14 protein-coding genes are annotated in these 15322 nt (G+C 70.3%); 3 read left to right on the top strand and 11 right to left on the bottom strand.

The annotated features are described in order from the left end of the window. From AC07EG_RS33280 to AC07EG_RS33260, 5 genes are all read right to left on the bottom strand, one after another. On the bottom strand, positions 1-520 hold a 520-nt coding region (locus tag AC07EG_RS33280), incomplete at its 3' end, for a helix-turn-helix domain-containing protein (protein WP_478257201.1). 125 nt (positions 521-645) lie between these two features. Continuing rightward, positions 646-1005 (bottom strand): DUF6086 family protein, encoded by a 360-nt coding sequence (locus tag AC07EG_RS33275; RefSeq protein ID WP_478257200.1) that lies wholly within the window; start codon positions 1003-1005, stop codon positions 646-648. Positions 1006-1040: 35 nt separating this feature from the next. Further along, entirely contained in the window at positions 1041-1367 is a 327-nt protein-coding gene (locus AC07EG_RS33270) for a hypothetical protein (RefSeq protein WP_478257199.1), read from the bottom strand. Positions 1368-1437: 70 nt separating this feature from the next. Then, on the bottom strand, positions 1438-1749 hold the full coding sequence (locus AC07EG_RS33265) for a type VII secretion target (protein ID WP_478257198.1): 312 nt from the start codon (positions 1747-1749) through the stop codon (positions 1438-1440). Positions 1750-1761: 12 nt separating this feature from the next. After that, positions 1762-2316, bottom strand: a complete 555-nt coding sequence (locus AC07EG_RS33260; protein WP_478257197.1) for a YbaB/EbfC family nucleoid-associated protein — start codon at positions 2314-2316, stop codon at positions 1762-1764. A 244-nt stretch (positions 2317-2560) separates the two neighbouring features. Between AC07EG_RS33260 and AC07EG_RS33255 the strand changes: the two genes are divergently transcribed. Beyond that, positions 2561-6304 carry a multifunctional oxoglutarate decarboxylase/oxoglutarate dehydrogenase thiamine pyrophosphate-binding subunit/dihydrolipoyllysine-residue succinyltransferase subunit gene (locus tag AC07EG_RS33255; protein ID WP_478257196.1) on the top strand — a complete coding sequence of 1248 codons (3744 nt, stop codon included), beginning with the start codon at positions 2561-2563 and terminating at the stop codon, positions 6302-6304. Between the two features lie 67 nt (positions 6305-6371). Here AC07EG_RS33255 and AC07EG_RS33250 read toward each other — a convergent pair whose 3' ends face one another. Continuing rightward, positions 6372-7937, bottom strand: a complete 1566-nt coding sequence (locus AC07EG_RS33250; protein ID WP_478257195.1) for a S8 family peptidase — start codon at positions 7935-7937, stop codon at positions 6372-6374. 279 nt (positions 7938-8216) lie between these two features. Here AC07EG_RS33250 and AC07EG_RS33245 point away from each other — a divergent pair, with 279 nt between their 5' ends. Beyond that, positions 8217-8738 carry a GNAT family N-acetyltransferase gene (locus tag AC07EG_RS33245; RefSeq protein ID WP_478257194.1) on the top strand — a complete coding sequence of 174 codons (522 nt, stop codon included), beginning with the start codon at positions 8217-8219 and terminating at the stop codon, positions 8736-8738. Here the strand turns inward: AC07EG_RS33245 and AC07EG_RS33240 are convergent. Genes AC07EG_RS33240 through AC07EG_RS33225 form a run of 4 tightly spaced genes read right to left on the bottom strand, consistent with a single transcriptional unit; the run spans position 8735 to position 12117 of the window. Then, entirely contained in the window at positions 8735-9625 is an 891-nt protein-coding gene (locus AC07EG_RS33240; RefSeq protein ID WP_478257193.1) for an ABC transporter substrate-binding protein, read from the bottom strand. The genes AC07EG_RS33245 and AC07EG_RS33240 overlap by 4 nt on opposite strands. Continuing rightward, complete coding sequence (locus AC07EG_RS33235; RefSeq protein ID WP_478257192.1) at positions 9622-10323, bottom strand: ABC transporter permease; 702 nt, start codon at positions 10321-10323, stop codon at positions 9622-9624. The genes AC07EG_RS33240 and AC07EG_RS33235 overlap by 4 nt, the downstream gene beginning before the upstream one ends. Further along, positions 10320-11015, bottom strand: a complete 696-nt coding sequence (locus AC07EG_RS33230; protein WP_478257191.1) for an ABC transporter permease — start codon at positions 11013-11015, stop codon at positions 10320-10322. Before AC07EG_RS33230 ends, AC07EG_RS33235 begins: the two co-directional genes overlap by 4 nt. 10 nt (positions 11016-11025) lie before the next feature. Beyond that, positions 11026-12117, bottom strand: coding sequence for an ABC transporter ATP-binding protein (locus AC07EG_RS33225; protein WP_478257190.1), 1092 nt, complete (start codon positions 12115-12117; stop codon positions 11026-11028). A gap of 95 nt (positions 12118-12212) precedes the next feature. Between AC07EG_RS33225 and AC07EG_RS33220 the strand changes: the two genes are divergently transcribed. Next, on the top strand, positions 12213-13592 hold the full coding sequence (locus AC07EG_RS33220; protein WP_478257189.1) for a bis-aminopropyl spermidine synthase family protein: 1380 nt from the start codon (positions 12213-12215) through the stop codon (positions 13590-13592). 386 nt (positions 13593-13978) lie between these two features. On the opposite strand, the gene AC07EG_RS33215 is transcribed toward AC07EG_RS33220, so the two are convergent. Beyond that, the gene (locus AC07EG_RS33215) at positions 13979-15136 is read right to left on the bottom strand and encodes an NAD(P)-dependent malic enzyme (protein WP_478257188.1); all 1158 of its coding nucleotides are present in this window, start codon (positions 15134-15136) and stop codon (positions 13979-13981) included. Between the last annotated feature and the right edge of the window lie 186 nt (positions 15137-15322).

The following is a 15322-nucleotide window of genomic DNA, read 5'->3' as shown; positions in this document are numbered from 1 at the left end:
GGGGCAGGCCCGCGGTGGCTCGTTTGTTGCGTTCGCCTTGTTGCCGGCCGACGTAGCGGTGGCCGCCGCCGTCGGGGATGTTGCCGAACTTGGTGGCATCGACGTGGATCAGCGATCCGGGGTAGGGGTGTTCGTAGCGGCGCAGCGGTTCTGCGGTGACCCGGTCGATGCGGGACAGGCGGTTGATCCGGCAGCGAGTCAGCACTGCGTGCACGGTCGAGGCGGGGAGTCCGAGCCGGCCGGCGATCTGGGCCGGGCCCAGCCGGTGCCGCCAGCGCAGCCGCACGATCGCCCGCACCAGGTGCTCGGGTGTGCGGGCCGGGCTGCGCAGGGGCCGTGAGCTGCGATCAGCCATCCCGGCCTCACCCTGGTCCTGGTAGCGCTGTGCCCACTTGCGGGCGGTCTTGGCGGCGACCATGAACATCTTCGCCGCTTCGGTGCAGGTCCACCCCTGCTCGACGATCAACCGGGCGAGCCGCAATCGGGTGCGTGGGGTCAGGGTGGCGTTAGGGTGGGACACGAAGGCCTCCGGACGGTGAAGCGGTTCCTAGACAGCTCCACTTCACAACCGGAGGCCTTCACCTGTCTGCACGACAGGCCGCGCTTGGCCACCTCAATCCGGGACAACGTCCCTGGACATCACACCTAGGCGGGCATCGCACCGGCCAGCCGGTCCGCCTCGGCCAGGTACAGCCGCTGCTCCTCGGTGGCGGGCTCGATCCGCCCGCCCCCGCGCACCAGCATCACGATCGACGGCCGCAGCACGCCGTCCACCATCATCCGCCGCAGTTCGTGGCCGGACCGGAAATATTCTTCGAATACGCGTTTGGTGAACACGTCGAATTGAACAATGTCCACCCGGTGGGTATCAGCCGCCGTCCCGGTGACGCCGGTGGGCACGCCGACCAGGCCCGCCAGCCCGCCGGCCAGCGCCAGGTAGGTCTCCCCGACGCGCGACGCCGGGCTCCACACCGCTTCCCCACCGAGTTCGAAAACGCAGCCCACGGAACTCCACCACCCAAAACCGGCGAAAAGATGGTTCATCCTAGAGCGGTTCCGTCCACTTCGAGGTCGAAAACGGCGAGCATTTCCGCGATGTAGCCGTTCAGCAGCGCGGTCATCGGCGAACCGGCTGCCGGGCTGTCCGCCAATCGCAGGCGCAGCCGCTCCAGCGCCACCCGGTCACGGGGGCCACCGGCGAGCAGCACGTCCAGCCGCCCGTTCTCGAACACCCGCAGGTGCTCGACCAGCACCTGGTCCTGAGCCTCGGCGAGGCGCCAGCCGACCAGGCGCCCCTCGGCGATCAACAGCTCGCGATCACGGGCGAGCCGGATCCGGACCACCTCCGAGAAGCACAGCCGAACCACCTCCGCCCCCCGATCCTCCCGCCCGGCGTCGGCGTCCGCAACGGGCTCGCGCCCCTGGCCCGGCGTGGGCTCAGCCGGCTTCGGCGTTCTTCAGCGCCTTCGCGGTGCCGCCCTCGCGCTCCTCGTACGCCGCGGCCGAGTCGCGGACCTTGGCCGAGGTCTCCTTCAGGGACTCCACCGCCGTCTTCAGCGCGTTGACGCCCATCTCCTCGAACGGCTGCAGCAACATCGCGAACGGCTGGCAGATCACCCCGTAGGCGCTGTCGTCCATGGTCACCGTGTTCGCCGCGTCCACCGCGGTCTGCATCCGCTCGGAGAAGCCGTCGACCTTGCCGGCGTGCACGGTCAGTTCGTCGTTGAGTACCTCGTAGCCCTGTGGCATCGCTCACCCCTCCTAGTCGCGGCGCAGGAACGACTGGTCGCTGAAGTCCTCGCCGTCCTCGTCGTCCGGGCCGGTCTTCCGCCGCGGCGTCGGCTTGGGCGCGAGAGGCGGCGTCTTCGAAGCAGGCGGAGCAGGCTCTTCGTCTTCGCGCTCGTACAGCTGCCGCTGCTGCGGCTGCCCGGCGGCGGGGGGCTCCTCCTCGTCCGGCGGCGCCGGGAAGTTGTCCACCGCGGTGGCCACCAGGTGCCGGGTGGTCGCGTCGTCACCCACGGTCTCGGCGGTGATCTCGGCCAGCCGCTCCGGGTACTTCGACTGCGCCTTCTGCATCGCCCGGAGCACGTTCGCGGCGATCTCGTCCGGGCTCATCTTCAGCACGGCCTGGGTCATCTTGACGTCGGTGGGCAGCCCGTTGTGCCCGACGGTCACGCTCACCGCCCCGGCGGCCACCGACTCGGTGATCGAAATGCGCTCGACCTGCGCCTGCATCGCCTGGTACCGCTGCGACTTCTCGGCCGCGTCGCGCTCCCAGTCGTTCACCATGCGTTCGACGTCGGCCAGGTCAGCCACCGGACACCCCTCCCGTAAGTCCCTCTCCGACACAGACGGCGGCCGGCCGCCCGCGGTTCCCCATCATCCCGCGCGGGTCCGGACCGGAGGCGCAACCACCCTCCCGTATCGATTCAGTGACAAATGCCAACCTCCCGTCCGCCTGCTAGGGCCACTTCGGTCACACGCGCCGGAGCGAGGGGGTTAGCCTGGTAGGCGCGTAACCGGACCCAAGATCGAGTATGGATAGAGGCGAGCCCAAGCCGTGTCCAGCAGCAGCCCTGCGTCACAGTTCGGCCCCAACGAGTGGCTGGTCGAAGAGATGTACGACCAGTTCCTGGCCGACCCCTCATCGGTGGATGCCGCTTGGCATGACTTCTTCGCCGACTTCAAGCCCACCCAGGACGCGCAGTCCAAGGCCGACAGCGCCCGCGCGAACGCCAAGGCGGAGGCGTCGACCACCTCGAACGGCCAGGCCACCCCGCCCTCGGCCAAGTCGCAGCAGAACGCCGAGTCGGCGGCCCGCCAGTCGGCCCCGAAGCAGGCCAAGCCGGAGCAGGCCAAGCCGGAGACCGGCGAGCATGCCGAACCGGCCCCCGCCAAGCCCGCGCCCGCCAAGGCCGCCCCGGCGAAGAAGGCCGAGCCCGCCGCCGCCAAGAGCAGCAGCGAAGCCGAGAGCAAGCCGCTGCGCGGCGCGGCCGCCGCGATCGCCAAGAACATGGACGCCTCGCTGTCCGTGCCGACCGCGACCAGCGTGCGCGCGGTCCCGGCCAAGCTGATGGCCGACAACCGCATCGTGATCAACAACCACCTGAAGCGGACCAGGGGCGGGAAGATCTCCTTCACCCACCTCATCGGCTACGCGATGGTGCGCGCGCTGCGCGACTTCCCGAACATGAACCGGCACTACCAGCTGATCGACGGCAAGCCGTTCGCGGTGACCCCGGAGCACGTGAACTTCGGGCTGGCGATCGACATGAAGGGCAAGGAAGGCGCCCGCACGCTGGTGGTGGCCTCGATCAAGGCCACCGAGAACATGACCTTCCTGCAGTTCTGGCAGGCCTACGAGGAGATCGTCAAGAAGGCCCGCAACAACAAGCTCACCGCGGACGACTTCTCCGGCACCACCATCTCGCTGACCAACCCGGGCGGCATCGGCACCAACCACTCGGTGCCGCGGCTGCAGGCCGGGCAGGGCTGCATCATCGGTGTCGGGGCCATGCAGTACCCGGCGTCCTTCGAGGGCACCAGCGAGAAGACCCTGGTCGACCTGGCGGTCAGCAAGATCATGACGCTGACCTCCACCTACGACCACCGGATCATCCAGGGCGCGGAGTCCGGCGAGTTCCTCAAGCGCATCCACGAGCTGCTGCTCGGCGCCGACGGCTTCTACGACGACGTCTTCACCAGCCTGCGCCTGCCGTACGAGCCGATCCGCTGGGTGGCCGACATCCCCGAGGGCGCGGTCGACAAGACCGCCAGGGTGATCGAGCTGATCGACGCCTACCGGATGCGCGGTCACCTGATGGCCGACACCGACCCGCTGAACTACCGCCAGCGCCGCCACGAGGACCTCGACGTGCTGACCCACGGGCTCACCCTGTGGGACCTGGACCGCGAGTTCCCGGTCGGCGGGTTCGCCGGGCAGGAGCGGATGAAGTTCCGCGACATCCTCGGGGTGCTGCGCAACTCGTACTGCCGCACGGTCGGCATCGAGTACACGCACATCATCGACCCGGACGAGCGCCGGTGGATCCAGGAGCGGGTGGAGGTCCCGCACGAGAAGCCGGACCCCGCCGTGCAGAAGTACGTGCTGTCCAAGCTGAACGCCGCCGAGGCCTTCGAGACCTTCCTGCAGACCAAGTACGTCGGGCAGAAGCGGTTCTCCCTGGAGGGCGGCGAGACCGCGATCCCGCTGCTGGACACCGTGCTGGACAAGGCCGCCGAGTACGAGCTGGACGAGGTCGTCATCGGCATGCCGCACCGCGGCAGGCTGAACGTGCTGGCCAACATCGTCGGCAAGCCGATCTCGCAGATCTTCCAGGAGTTCGAGGGCAACCTCGACCCGGGCCAGGCCCACGGCTCCGGTGACGTGAAGTACCACCTCGGGGCCGAGGGCAAGTACTTCCGCATGTTCGGCGACGGGGAGACCAAGGTGTCCCTGACCGCGAACCCGTCGCACCTGGAGACCGTGGACCCGGTGCTCGAGGGCATCGTCCGCGCCAAGCAGGACATCCTGGACAAGGGCGGCGAGGGCTTCACCGTGCTGCCGGTGCTGCTGCACGGCGACGCCGCGTTCGCCGGTCAGGGCGTGGTCGCCGAGACGCTGAACCTGGCGCTGCTGCGCGGGTACCGCACCGGCGGCACCGTGCACCTGATCATCAACAACCAGGTCGGCTTCACCACCGCGCCGGAGAACTCGCGGTCCTCGCAGTACGCCACCGACGTGGCGAAGATGATCGGCGCGCCGGTCTTCCACGTCAACGGTGACGACCCCGAGGCCGCGCACTGGGTGGCCAAGCTGGCCGTGGACTACCGCCAGGCGTTCAACAAGGACGTGGTGATCGACCTCATCTGCTACCGCCGCCGCGGGCACAACGAGGGCGACGACCCGTCGATGACGCAGCCGGCGATGTACGACATCATCGACACCAAGCGCAGCGTGCGGAAGACCTACACCGAGTCGCTGATCGGCCGCGGGGACATCTCCGTGGAAGAGGCCGAGGCCGCGCTGCGGGACTTCTCCAGCCAGCTGGAGCACGTCTTCAACGAGGTCCGCGAGCTGGAGAAGCACCCGGTGAAGGCGAGCCCCTCGGTCGAGGAGGAGCAGCAGGTGCCCGCCAAGGTGCCGACCGCGGTGTCCCGCGAGGTGGTCGAGCGCATCGGCGACGCCTTCATCAACGTGCCGGAGGGCTTCACCCCGCACCCGCGCGTCAAGCCGGTGATGGAACGCCGCCACAAGATGTCGCGCGAAGGCGGCATCGACTGGGCCTTCGGCGAGCTGCTCGCCTTCGGCTCGCTGGCGCTGGAGGGCAAGCTGGTCCGGCTGTCCGGGCAGGACTCCCGCCGCGGCACCTTCACCCAGCGGCACTCGGTGTTCATCGACCGCAAGACCGGCGAGGAGTACTCCCCGCTGCAGCACCTGGCCGAGAACCAGGGCCGCGTGATGATCTACGACTCGGCGCTGTCCGAGTACGCGGCGGTCGGCTTCGAATACGGCTACTCGGTGGCCAACTCCGACGCGCTGGTGATGTGGGAGGCGCAGTTCGGCGACTTCGTCAACGGCGCGCAGACCGTCATCGACGAGTACATCTCCTCCGGTGAGGCCAAGTGGGGCCAGCTCTCCGACGTGGTGCTGCTGCTGCCGCACGGCCACGAGGGCCAGGGCCCGGACCACACCTCCGGCCGGATCGAGCGCTTCCTGCAGCTGTGCGCCGAGGGCTCGATGACCGTCTCGGTGCCGTCCACCCCGGCGAACTACTTCCACCTGCTGCGCCGCCACGCCCTCGACGGGGTGAACCGGCCGCTGGTGGTCTTCACCCCCAAGCGCCTGCTGCGCGACAAGGCGGTGAAGTCCTCGATCGAGGAGTTCACCGAGCAGTCGAAGTTCCTGTCCGTGATCGACGACCAGCACCTGGACCCGGCCAAGGTCCGGAAGGTGGTGCTGACCTCGGGCAAGATGTACTGGGAGCTGCTCGCCGAGCGGGTCAAGCAGCAGATCGACGACGTGGCGCTGGTGCGGATCGAGCAGTACTACCCGCTGCCGAAGAAGAAGCTGCTGGCCGCGGTCGAGCGGTACACCGCGGCGGAGTCGATCATGTGGGTGCAGGAGGAGCCGGAGAACCAGGGTGCCTGGCCGTTCTTCGGGCTGAACCTGCCGCGCAAGTTCCCGGAGGTCTTCGGCGGCCTCGAGGTGGCCGCGCGGCGGCCGATGGCGGCGCCGTCGGCGGGCTCGTCCAAGGTGCACGAGGTGGAGCAGAAGGCGATCATCGCCAAGGCCTTCGAGTAGGCCACCGGCGAAACAGGTGGGGCCGCTCCCGCGCACGCGGGGGCGGCCCCACCGTCGTTCAGGGGGGTCAGACCGTCAGGGTCCAGCTGTCGAGGTAGCCGGTGTCCGCCCGGTAGACGTCCTGCACCCGCAGCTTCCACACGCCGTTGGCGGCCTCGGACGAGGCGTTCACGGTGAAGCTGGCGTTCACGTCGTCACCCGAGTCGTTGTTCGAGTTCTTCAAGCGGTACGCGGTGCCGTCCGGCGCGACCAGGTCGATCACCAGGTCACCCCGGTAGGAGTGCTTGATCTGCACGTCGACCTTGGTGGTGGCGCTGGCGTTGCGCGCGCACTCGGCGACGGTGATCGAGCTGGTCACCGCGCCACCCGGCGAGTCGGGGATGGCCACGTCGGTGGCGTTCGCCGTGGTGGCGCACGGGGTGGGCCCGGGGTCCGGCGCGCCGGTCCCGGTGTAGAGCAGCACGTTCGGCGAGCCGGTGCCCGGGTTGGTCACCTTGCCCTTGGTGCCGTTCTCCACCAGCGCGGCGGAGACCTGCGCCGGGGTGGCCGACGGGTTCGCCGCCAGGTACAGCGCGGCGGCGCCGACCACGTGCGGGGTGGCCATCGAGGTGCCGCTGATCGTGTTGGTGGCGGTGTTGCTGCCGATCCACGCCGAGGTGATGCCGCTGCCGGGGGCGAAGATGTCCAGGCAGTCACCGATGTTCGAGAAGCTCGACCGCGCGTCGGTGTTGGTGGTCGAGCCGACGGTGATGGCTTCCTTGGTGCGCGCCGGGGAGGTGTTGCACGCGTTGGCGCCGGTGTCGTTGCCCGCGGCCAAGCCGTAGGTGACGCCGGAGGCCACCGAGTTGCGCACCGCGTTGTCCAGCGTGGTCGACGCGCCGCCGCCGAGGCTCATGTTGGCCACCGCGGGCTTGGCCGCGTTCGTGGTCACCCAGTCCACCCCGGCGATGACGCCCGCGGTGGTGCCCGAACCGCTGCAGTTCAGCACCCGGACGGCGACCAGCTTGGCGGCCTTCGCCACGCCGTGCGCGGTCCCGCCGACGGTGCCCGCGACGTGCGTGCCGTGGCCCTGGCAGTCGGTGGCGTTGTTGTCGTTGTCGACGAAGTCGTAGCCGTGCGTGGCCCGTCCGCCGAAGTCGTTGTGCGTGGTGAGGATGCCGGTGTCGATGATGTACGCGGTGACGTTGGCCGCGTCGGTGCTGTAGCTGTACTTCTGGTCCAGCGGCAGATTGCGCTGGTCGATCCGGTCCAGCCCCCACGACGGCGGGTTCAGCTGGTCGGCGCTGGCGCGCACCACCTTGTTCTGCTCCACGTAGGCCACCGCGGGGTCGGCCGCCGCCCGCTTGGCCTGCGTCTCGTTCATGTTCGCGGAGTAGCCGCGCACGGTCGAGGTGAAGAGCCGGTCCAGCGAGCCGCCGTGGCGGGCCAGCACGGACTGCGCCGCACCTTCCACCGACTGCGCCGACACGCCGTCCTTGAGCACCACGATGTAGCTGCCCGGTACCGCGTCGGCGCTGTTCGCGTCGACGACCGTGCCTTCCGCGGCGGTGGCGGCGGTGGTGCCGCCGAGCGCGGTCAGCACGGCGACTCCGGCCGCCAGGCCGAGCGCGGCCAGTGGTCTGCGCTTGCTCATTCGGGTCCTCCCATGGGCAGGGTTCGCCGGCCCACCGCACGGGCGACGGGCAGCACGAATCGGGGTAACCGGGGAACGGGGGCGTGCGCGTTGGGTGAAAGGATCTTCACCCTCTGTCGCACGCAGAGAGCGTAAGTCCGAGATTCCCCCGAAGGTAGACCTTGAAATCAAGTTTCCAACGGAGTATGTGGCTACTCGTTCGGCCGCCGACGAAAGTAGGGACTACCGAGCGCACGGAATGCGGTTGCCCTCTTCAGCGGCCTCCGGCAGGGTCGGCGCATGCTCATCCGCCGTGAAACCGAAGCCGACGCCGCCGCCATCCGGGTGGTGCACGACGCGGCTTTTGCCAAGGCCGGTGCACCGGGTGCGGAAACCGTGGAGTCGAGGCTGGTCGGCGAACTCCGCGCGGACGGCGACCTGATCCCGGCGCTGTCCCTGGTCGCCGAGGTCGGCGGGCGGGTCGCCGGGCACGTCTGCTGCAGCCACGCCCGCATCGCGAACACCCCGGGACCGGTCGGCCTCGGCCCGCTCGGGGTGCTGCCGGAACTCCAGTCGGCGGGGGTCGGCTCGGCGCTGATGCACGCCGTGCTGGCCGCCGCGGACGCACTGGACCTCCCGGCCGTGGTGCTGCTCGGCTCCCCCGGCTACTACTCCCGGTTCGGCTTCGAGCCCGCCGCCGAGCACGGCATCACACCGTCCACCCCGGACTGGGTGCCGTACTTCCAGGTGCGCCGGCTGAGCGCGTACTCGGCGGAGTTCACCGGCGCGTTCCACTACGCCCCGGCCTTCGACCGGCTCTAGGCGAGTCCGTTCTCCCGCAGGAACTCCTCCGCGATGTCGAGCGGGTTCTGCTTCTCCTCGCTGAATTCCACGTTCAGCCGGGTCAGCTTCTCGGTGGTCAGTGCGGCGGACACGTCGTTGAGCGCCTTCACCTCGCGCTCGTTCAGCGTGCCCTCGGCCACCAGCGGCACGATGTGCTGCGCGGGGAACATGTTCTTGTCGTCCTCCAGCGGCACAAAACCGTTGCTGGCGATGGTCGACGAGGTGCTGAACAGGTCCGCCACCTGGATCTCACCCGAGCGCAGCGCGGCCACGGTCACCGGGCCACCGGTGTCGGTGGTGCGGATCTCCTTGAACTCGCAGCCGTAGAGCGCCTTGATCTTGTCCTTCCAGCGGTCGCTCCACTGGCCGGGGCCGCCGAAGACCAGTTCACCGCAGCGCGGCCCGAGGTCGGAGAACGTGCGCACCCCCGAGTCGGCCAGTTCCCGGCGCACCACCAGGAGGTCCTTGTCCTCGGCGGGCGCCTGGTCGAGCACCTCGAACCCGGCGGGCAGCTTCTGCCGCAGCTCGCCGTAGACGTCCTCGGAGGTGGTCGCCCCGGTGTTCTTGTCGAAGTACCGCAGCAGGTTGCCGCTGTAGTCGGGCACCACCGACAGCGAGCGGTCCTGCAGCGCCTTGACCACCACCTCGCGGCCCCCGACCGGCGGCCGCACGGTGACGTCCTCGGCCCCGGCGTTGCGCAGCGCACCCGCGTAGATCTGCGCCAGCAGCAGGCTTTCGCCCACGTCGGAGGCGCCGATGATGATCTCGCCGGTAGCCCCGCCCTCGGCACCGCCTTCGAACGGATTGCCGCAGGCGGTGGTGAGCAGGGCGACCACCGCCAGCACAGCTCCCAGCCGTCGCCTCATTCGCCGCCTCCCGCCGCCTTGGCCTGCTTCCCGGCGGCCAGCGCAGCCAGCCGGACCCCCTTCGGCACCACGGCCCGTTGCAGGCCCGCGAACACCAGGTCCAGCACGATGGCCAGCAGCGCGGTCAGCACCGCACCGGCGACCACCTTGCCGTAGTCGAACACGGCCAGCCCGTCGAGCAGGAACCGGCCGAACCCGCCGAGGCCGACGTAGGCCGCCACGGCCGCGGTCGCCACCAGCTGCAGCACCGCGTTGCGCACGCCGCCGAGCACCAGCGGGAGCGAGATCGGCACCTCGACCTTCCACAACCGCTGCCAGCCGGTCATGCCGACCCCCTGCGCGGCGTCGACCACCCCGTGGTCGGTGGCCTGCAACCCGGCGTAGGTCGCGGCCAGCACCGGCGGGACGGCCAGCACCACCAGCGCGATCGTGGTCGCCGGCCCCTCCACGGTGAACAGCAGGAACAGGAAGGTGACCAGGCCGAGCGTGGGCAGCGCGCGGATCGAGTTGCTGCCCGCCACCAGCAGCACCGCGCCGCGTCCGGTGTGCCCGACGAACAGGCCCAGCGGGAGCGCGACGGCCAGCGCGATCACCAGCGCCAGCAACACGTAACCGAGGTGCTCGAACAACCGCGTCGGCACCCCGTCGGGCCCCTGCCAGTTGGCCGGGTCGCCGAACCAGGCGAAGATCTCGTTCACGCCGCACTCCCCTCGGGCGCCGGTGCGGCGGTGGCCCGCCGCCACGGCGTGCTCACCCGCAGCAGCCACACCAGCAGCAGGTCGGTGACCAGTGCCAGCAGCAGGGTCAGCACGATGCCGACCACGATCGGCGAGAAGTACTCGCGCTGGAACCCGTCGGTGAACAACACGCCGAGCCCGCCGGTGCCGATCAGCGCGCCGACGCTGACCAGGCTGATGTTGCTCACCGCGCCGACCCGCACGCCCGCGGCGAACACCGGCACGGCCAGCGGCAGCTCGACGGTGAAGAAGCGGCGCACCGGCTGGTAGCCGATCGCGGTGGCGGCCGCGATCACCGGCGGGGACACCGAATCCAGCGCGTCCAGCACCGGGCGCACCAGCAGCGCGGTGGTGTAGACGGTCAGCGCCACCACCACGTTGACGCTGTCCAGGATCTTCGTCCCGATCAGCCCGGGGACCACCACGAACAACGCCAGCGACGGAACGGTGTAGAGCAGGTTGGACCCCACCATCGCCACCCGGCGCGCCACCCGCCACCGCTTGCCGAGCCAGCCGATCGCCACCGCCAGCACCACGCCGAACACCAGTGGCAGCAGGGCCAGGTAGAGGTGCTCCAGCAGGTTCTGCAGCAGTTGCGCGCGGTTGTTGGCGCTGGCCAGGTAGCGCCCGAGTTCGCCGAAGAACTCGCCCATGTCCCGCCCCCTACCCAGCCGCTCCCTGCGGGTGCCGCTCGATCACGTCCAGCACCTGGCGCGCGGTCACCGCGCCGACCACCCGGCCGTCTTCGTCGACGACCACGCCGAGGCTGGCCGGAGAGGACAGCGCCGCGTCGAGCGCGCCCCGCACCGGGGTGCCCCGCTGGTACAGCGATCCACCGGCGACCAGGTCCCCTTCGGCGAGTTCACCGTCCACTGTGGAATTCGGGGGCAGCCAGCCCCGTGGCTCGCCGTCGCCGTTGACCGCGAGGCGCCAGGTGGCCCCCGCGCCCGGCACCGTGCCGATCTCGACCTTCTCGACCGGCTCGATCCGCACGTCCTCCGAAGTGAGGAAGGACAGGCCGCGGTAACCGCGGTCCTTGCCGACGAAGGCGGCGACGAAGTCGTCGACCGGGTGGCGCAGCACTTCCGACGGCGTGCCGTACTGGGCGAGCTTGCCGCCCACCCGCATCACCGCGACCTTGTCGCCGAGGCGGACGGCTTCGTCGATGTCGTGCGTGACGAAGACGATGGTCTTGCCGAGTTGCTGCTGCAGCCGCAGCAGTTCGTCCTGCAGGCCCTCGCGCACGACCGGGTCCACCGCGGAGAACGGCTCGTCCATCAGCAGCACCGGCGAGTCGGCGGCGAGCGCCCGCGCCACGCCGACGCGTTGCTGCTGGCCACCGGAGAGCTGGGCGGGGTAGCGCTTGCCCAGTTCCGCGGGCAGGCCGACGGTCTCCAGCAGTTCGGCCGCGCGGCTGCGCGCCTTCGCCTTGCCCCAGCCGGACAGCAGCGGCACGGTGGCCACGTTGTCCAGGACCGTCCGATGTGGAAAGAGCCCGGCGTGCTGGATCACGTACCCGATGCCGCGGCGCAGCTGCGCCGGTGGCGAGTCGCAGACGTCCTCGCCGTTCAGCAGCACGGTGCCCGACGTCGGCTCGACCATGCGGTTGATCATCCGCAGCGAGGTGGTCTTGCCGCAGCCGGACGGCCCGACGAACACCGTGATGGTGCCGTCCTCCACCGTGAGGCTGAGGTTGTCGACCGCGACGGTCCCGTCCGGGTACTGCTTCGTCACGCCCTGGAACTCGATTGCCACGTGGCACTCCCATCAACGACCCTGGAGGGTCCACAGGTCGGAAAACCCTAGCCCAAGTCGATGCCCTCGGCACGCCATTCCATATCTTGTGCACCGTGAGTTCACTGAGCGAAGTCCTGCGGTCCCACGGGGTGCACCAGCGTCCGCTGCGCACGGCGCTCGCGCTGCTGGCGGACTGGATCCCGTTCGGCGAGCTGGTGCGGCGGGCCGCGGTACCGCGGCGGAGCGTGGAAGAACTGCTCGGATCACTCGGTTCCGATCTCGAACGCGACGGGGTCGCGGTGCGGCTGCGCCCGTCCGCTGTTTCGCGTTACGCGGAATTCCTGCCGCGTGATCCGCACGAGCCACCCGAGTTGCTCGCGGCGGTGTCACGGTGGGTCGAGCACGCCCCGCCGCCGCTGCCCGCGCTGGACCACGTGCAGGCCACCCCGGAAACCGTGGTGCGACGGGCGTTGTGGCTGGACGAGCGGTACCGGCTCGACGAGGCGCGCCTGGTGTTCCTGGGTGACCACGATCTCACTTCGCTGGCCGTGCACGCGGTGCGGCCGGACGCCGACCTGACCGTGGTGGACCTCGACGAGCGCGTGCTGGCCTATGTGGACGAGCGGTCCGGCGGCGCGGTGCGCACGCTGCACGCCGATCTGCGCGTCGGGCTGCCGCACGCCGTGGCCGGTTCCGCGGACCTGGTGTTCAGCGATCCGCCGTACACCCCGGAGGGCATGGGCCTGTTCGCCGCGCGGGCGGTGGAGGCGCTGGCGGATCCGCCGCTGGGCCGGGTGCTGCTGGCCTACGGCTACAGCCCGCGGCACCCGGCGCTCGGCGGGCAGGTGCAGCAGGAACTGGTGCGGCTGGGGCTCACGTTCGAAGCGATCCTGCCGGATTTCCACTCCTACGACGGCGCGCAGGCGATCGGCGCGGCCGCCGACCTGTACGTCTGCCAGCCGACGGCGCGCGCCAGGAAGCGGTCCGGGAAGCAGGGCATCTACACGCACGGCCCGCAATCGGTGGAAGCCACGTCCCCCGGAACGGCGCTGATGGACCGGGTGCGCGCGGTCGCCGACCGTCCCGTGGTGGAGACCCCGCGCCCGGACTGGTCGACCCCGATCAACGGCAAACCGGACGCCGCACTGGCCTTCGACCTGTCCGGCGACCCGGGCCCGTGGCTGCTGCGCCTGCTGCTCGCCACGAACGCGTCCCGAGTGGTGGTCCTGGTGCCGAACTCACACCCGGACCTGGTCAACGCCGCTGCCCAGAAGGCCCTTTCGGACCTCATCGGCGGGAAGTACCAGCTGAAGCTGCTGCGGAGCCTGCCGGACAACAAGCACGCGGTCGTGGTCGCCGATGCCGTGGCTTCCCCTTCGCCGCTGCTGACCCGGGCGCACGCCCGCCTGGCGAACGTGCCGGGCGCCCCGGCGTCCCTGCACCCGTACCGCCTCATCGACCTGCCGCGTCACCTGCTCCCGACGCTCCTCTGACCCTTCGGGGGAATCCGGGAGGTGGGCAGTCCGAGAGCCTGAGCGCCCCACCCGAGCGCTCAAAGGCGGCCCAGAAACCCCGGAAGGCCGGGACCGACGCCACACCTCAGGAAGCAGAGTGGTGCTGGAGCCCTGTCCCAGGAAGCAGGCGGTGGCGGACACCTGCCTCGGGGAGCAGAAGTGGCGCCGGATGCTCCACCCGGGGGAGCAAAGGGGTCGCCCAGAAACCCGCAGGTGGGGCGCCAAGAGGCGGCGCCGGAAACCCACCCGGGGAAGCAGAAGCGTGTGAGCGCCCCACCGAGCGATCAAAGGCGGCCCAGAACCCACGAGGTGGGGCGCCGAAAGACCGAGCGCCCCACCTCGGGCAGCAAAAGCGGCCCCAGCGCTCAGAGGGTGGCCGCTGCCGCCACGGCGGCGGCGACCTCCGGGGCGACCCTCGGGTCGAGGGGGCTGGGCACGATGCGGTCCGGGGCCAGGTCGTCCGCGGCCACGGCGACGATGGCGTCCGCGGCGGCGATCTTCATCCGCTCGGTGATCGCCCGCGCCCCCGAGTCCAGCGCACCCCGGAACACGCCGGGGAAGGCGAGCACGTTGTTGATCTGGTTCGGGAAGTCGCTCCGGCCGGTGGCCACGATCGAGGCGTACTTCGCCGCCACGTCCGGGTGAATTTCCGGGTCCGGATTGGACAGTGCGAAGACGATCGGGTCCGGGGCCATGGTGGCCAGCAGCTCCTCCTCGATGGTCGACCCCGACAACCCCAGGAACACGTCGGCACCCCGGAGCGCCTCCGGCAGCCCGCCGGTCAGCCCGCTGGCGTTGGTCGACGCGGCCAGCTCCTGCTTCACCGGATTGAGCCCGTCACGGCCGTCGTGGATGATGCCCTTCGAGTCCAGCACGGTCACCTCGCCGATGCCCGCGGCCTGCAGGATCCGCGCGCAGGCCACGCCGGCCGCGCCCGCCCCGGAGATCACCACCCGCTGGTTGCCGAGGTTCTTGTCGAGCACCAGGTCGGCCCCGCGCAGCGCGGCCAGCGCGACGATCGCCGTGCCGTGCTGGTCGTCGTGCATGACCGGGCAGTCGAGCGCCGCCTTGAGCTTGTCCTCCAGTTCGAAGCAGCGCGGCGCGGCGACGTCCTCGAGGTTGACCGCACCGAACGACGGCCGCAGCCGGACCAGCGTCTCGACGATCTCGTCCACGTCGGTGGTGTTGAGCACCAGCGGGATCGAGTCCAGCCCGGCGAAGGTCTTGAACAGGACCGACTTGCCCTCCATCACCGGCAGCGAGGCGCTCGGCCCGATGTCGCCGAGGCCCAGCACGGCGGTGCCGTCGCTGACCACCACGACCAGCCGCTCGGCCCAGGTGTACCGCTTGGCCAGCGCACCGTCCTCGGCGATGGCGCGGCTCACCTTGGCCACGCCCGGCGTGTAGGCGATCGACAGGTCACGCGCGACCGAGATCGGCCGGTGGGCGGCGACGGAGAGCTTGCCGCCCTCGTGACCGGAGAAGATCTCCTCGTCGGTCACCGGCGTGCTGGCTTCGTTCATGGAATTTCCCGTCATGGTTCCGTCTTCGTCGGAAACCGAACCTTCGACTGGTGCGTAGGTCACTGGAGTTCTCCCGGGACTTCGAACAGGGGACGGCGGGCGCCGTCCCCTGCGGTGGCGTGGGCTCCTCGAGCGCGGCTGTCCAGCGCGGTAGCGCCTACGACCGGGCGAGGCGTCCGTCGATGC

The sequence above is a fragment of the Amycolatopsis sp. NPDC045836 genome, from assembly GCF_056431745.1.
Note: the sequence above shows the minus strand (reverse complement) of the source record. Positions and strands in the feature narration are given on the sequence as shown.

What these genes read in the sequence shown, in the direction of transcription:
- AC07EG_RS33215 (WP_478257188.1), bottom strand. Translation starts at nt 15,136, where the DNA reads ATGAACGAAGCCAGCACGCCGGTGACCGACGAGGAGATCTTCTCCGGT.
- AC07EG_RS33250 (WP_478257195.1), bottom strand. Translation starts at nt 7,937, where the DNA reads ATGAGCAAGCGCAGACCACTGGCCGCGCTCGGCCTGGCGGCCGGAGTC.
- AC07EG_RS33245 (WP_478257194.1), top strand. Translation starts at nt 8,217, where the DNA reads ATGCTCATCCGCCGTGAAACCGAAGCCGACGCCGCCGCCATCCGGGTG.
- AC07EG_RS33265 (WP_478257198.1), bottom strand. Translation starts at nt 1,749, where the DNA reads ATGCCACAGGGCTACGAGGTACTCAACGACGAACTGACCGTGCACGCC.
- AC07EG_RS33230 (WP_478257191.1), bottom strand. Translation starts at nt 11,015, where the DNA reads ATGGGCGAGTTCTTCGGCGAACTCGGGCGCTACCTGGCCAGCGCCAAC.
- AC07EG_RS33240 (WP_478257193.1), bottom strand. Translation starts at nt 9,625, where the DNA reads ATGAGGCGACGGCTGGGAGCTGTGCTGGCGGTGGTCGCCCTGCTCACC.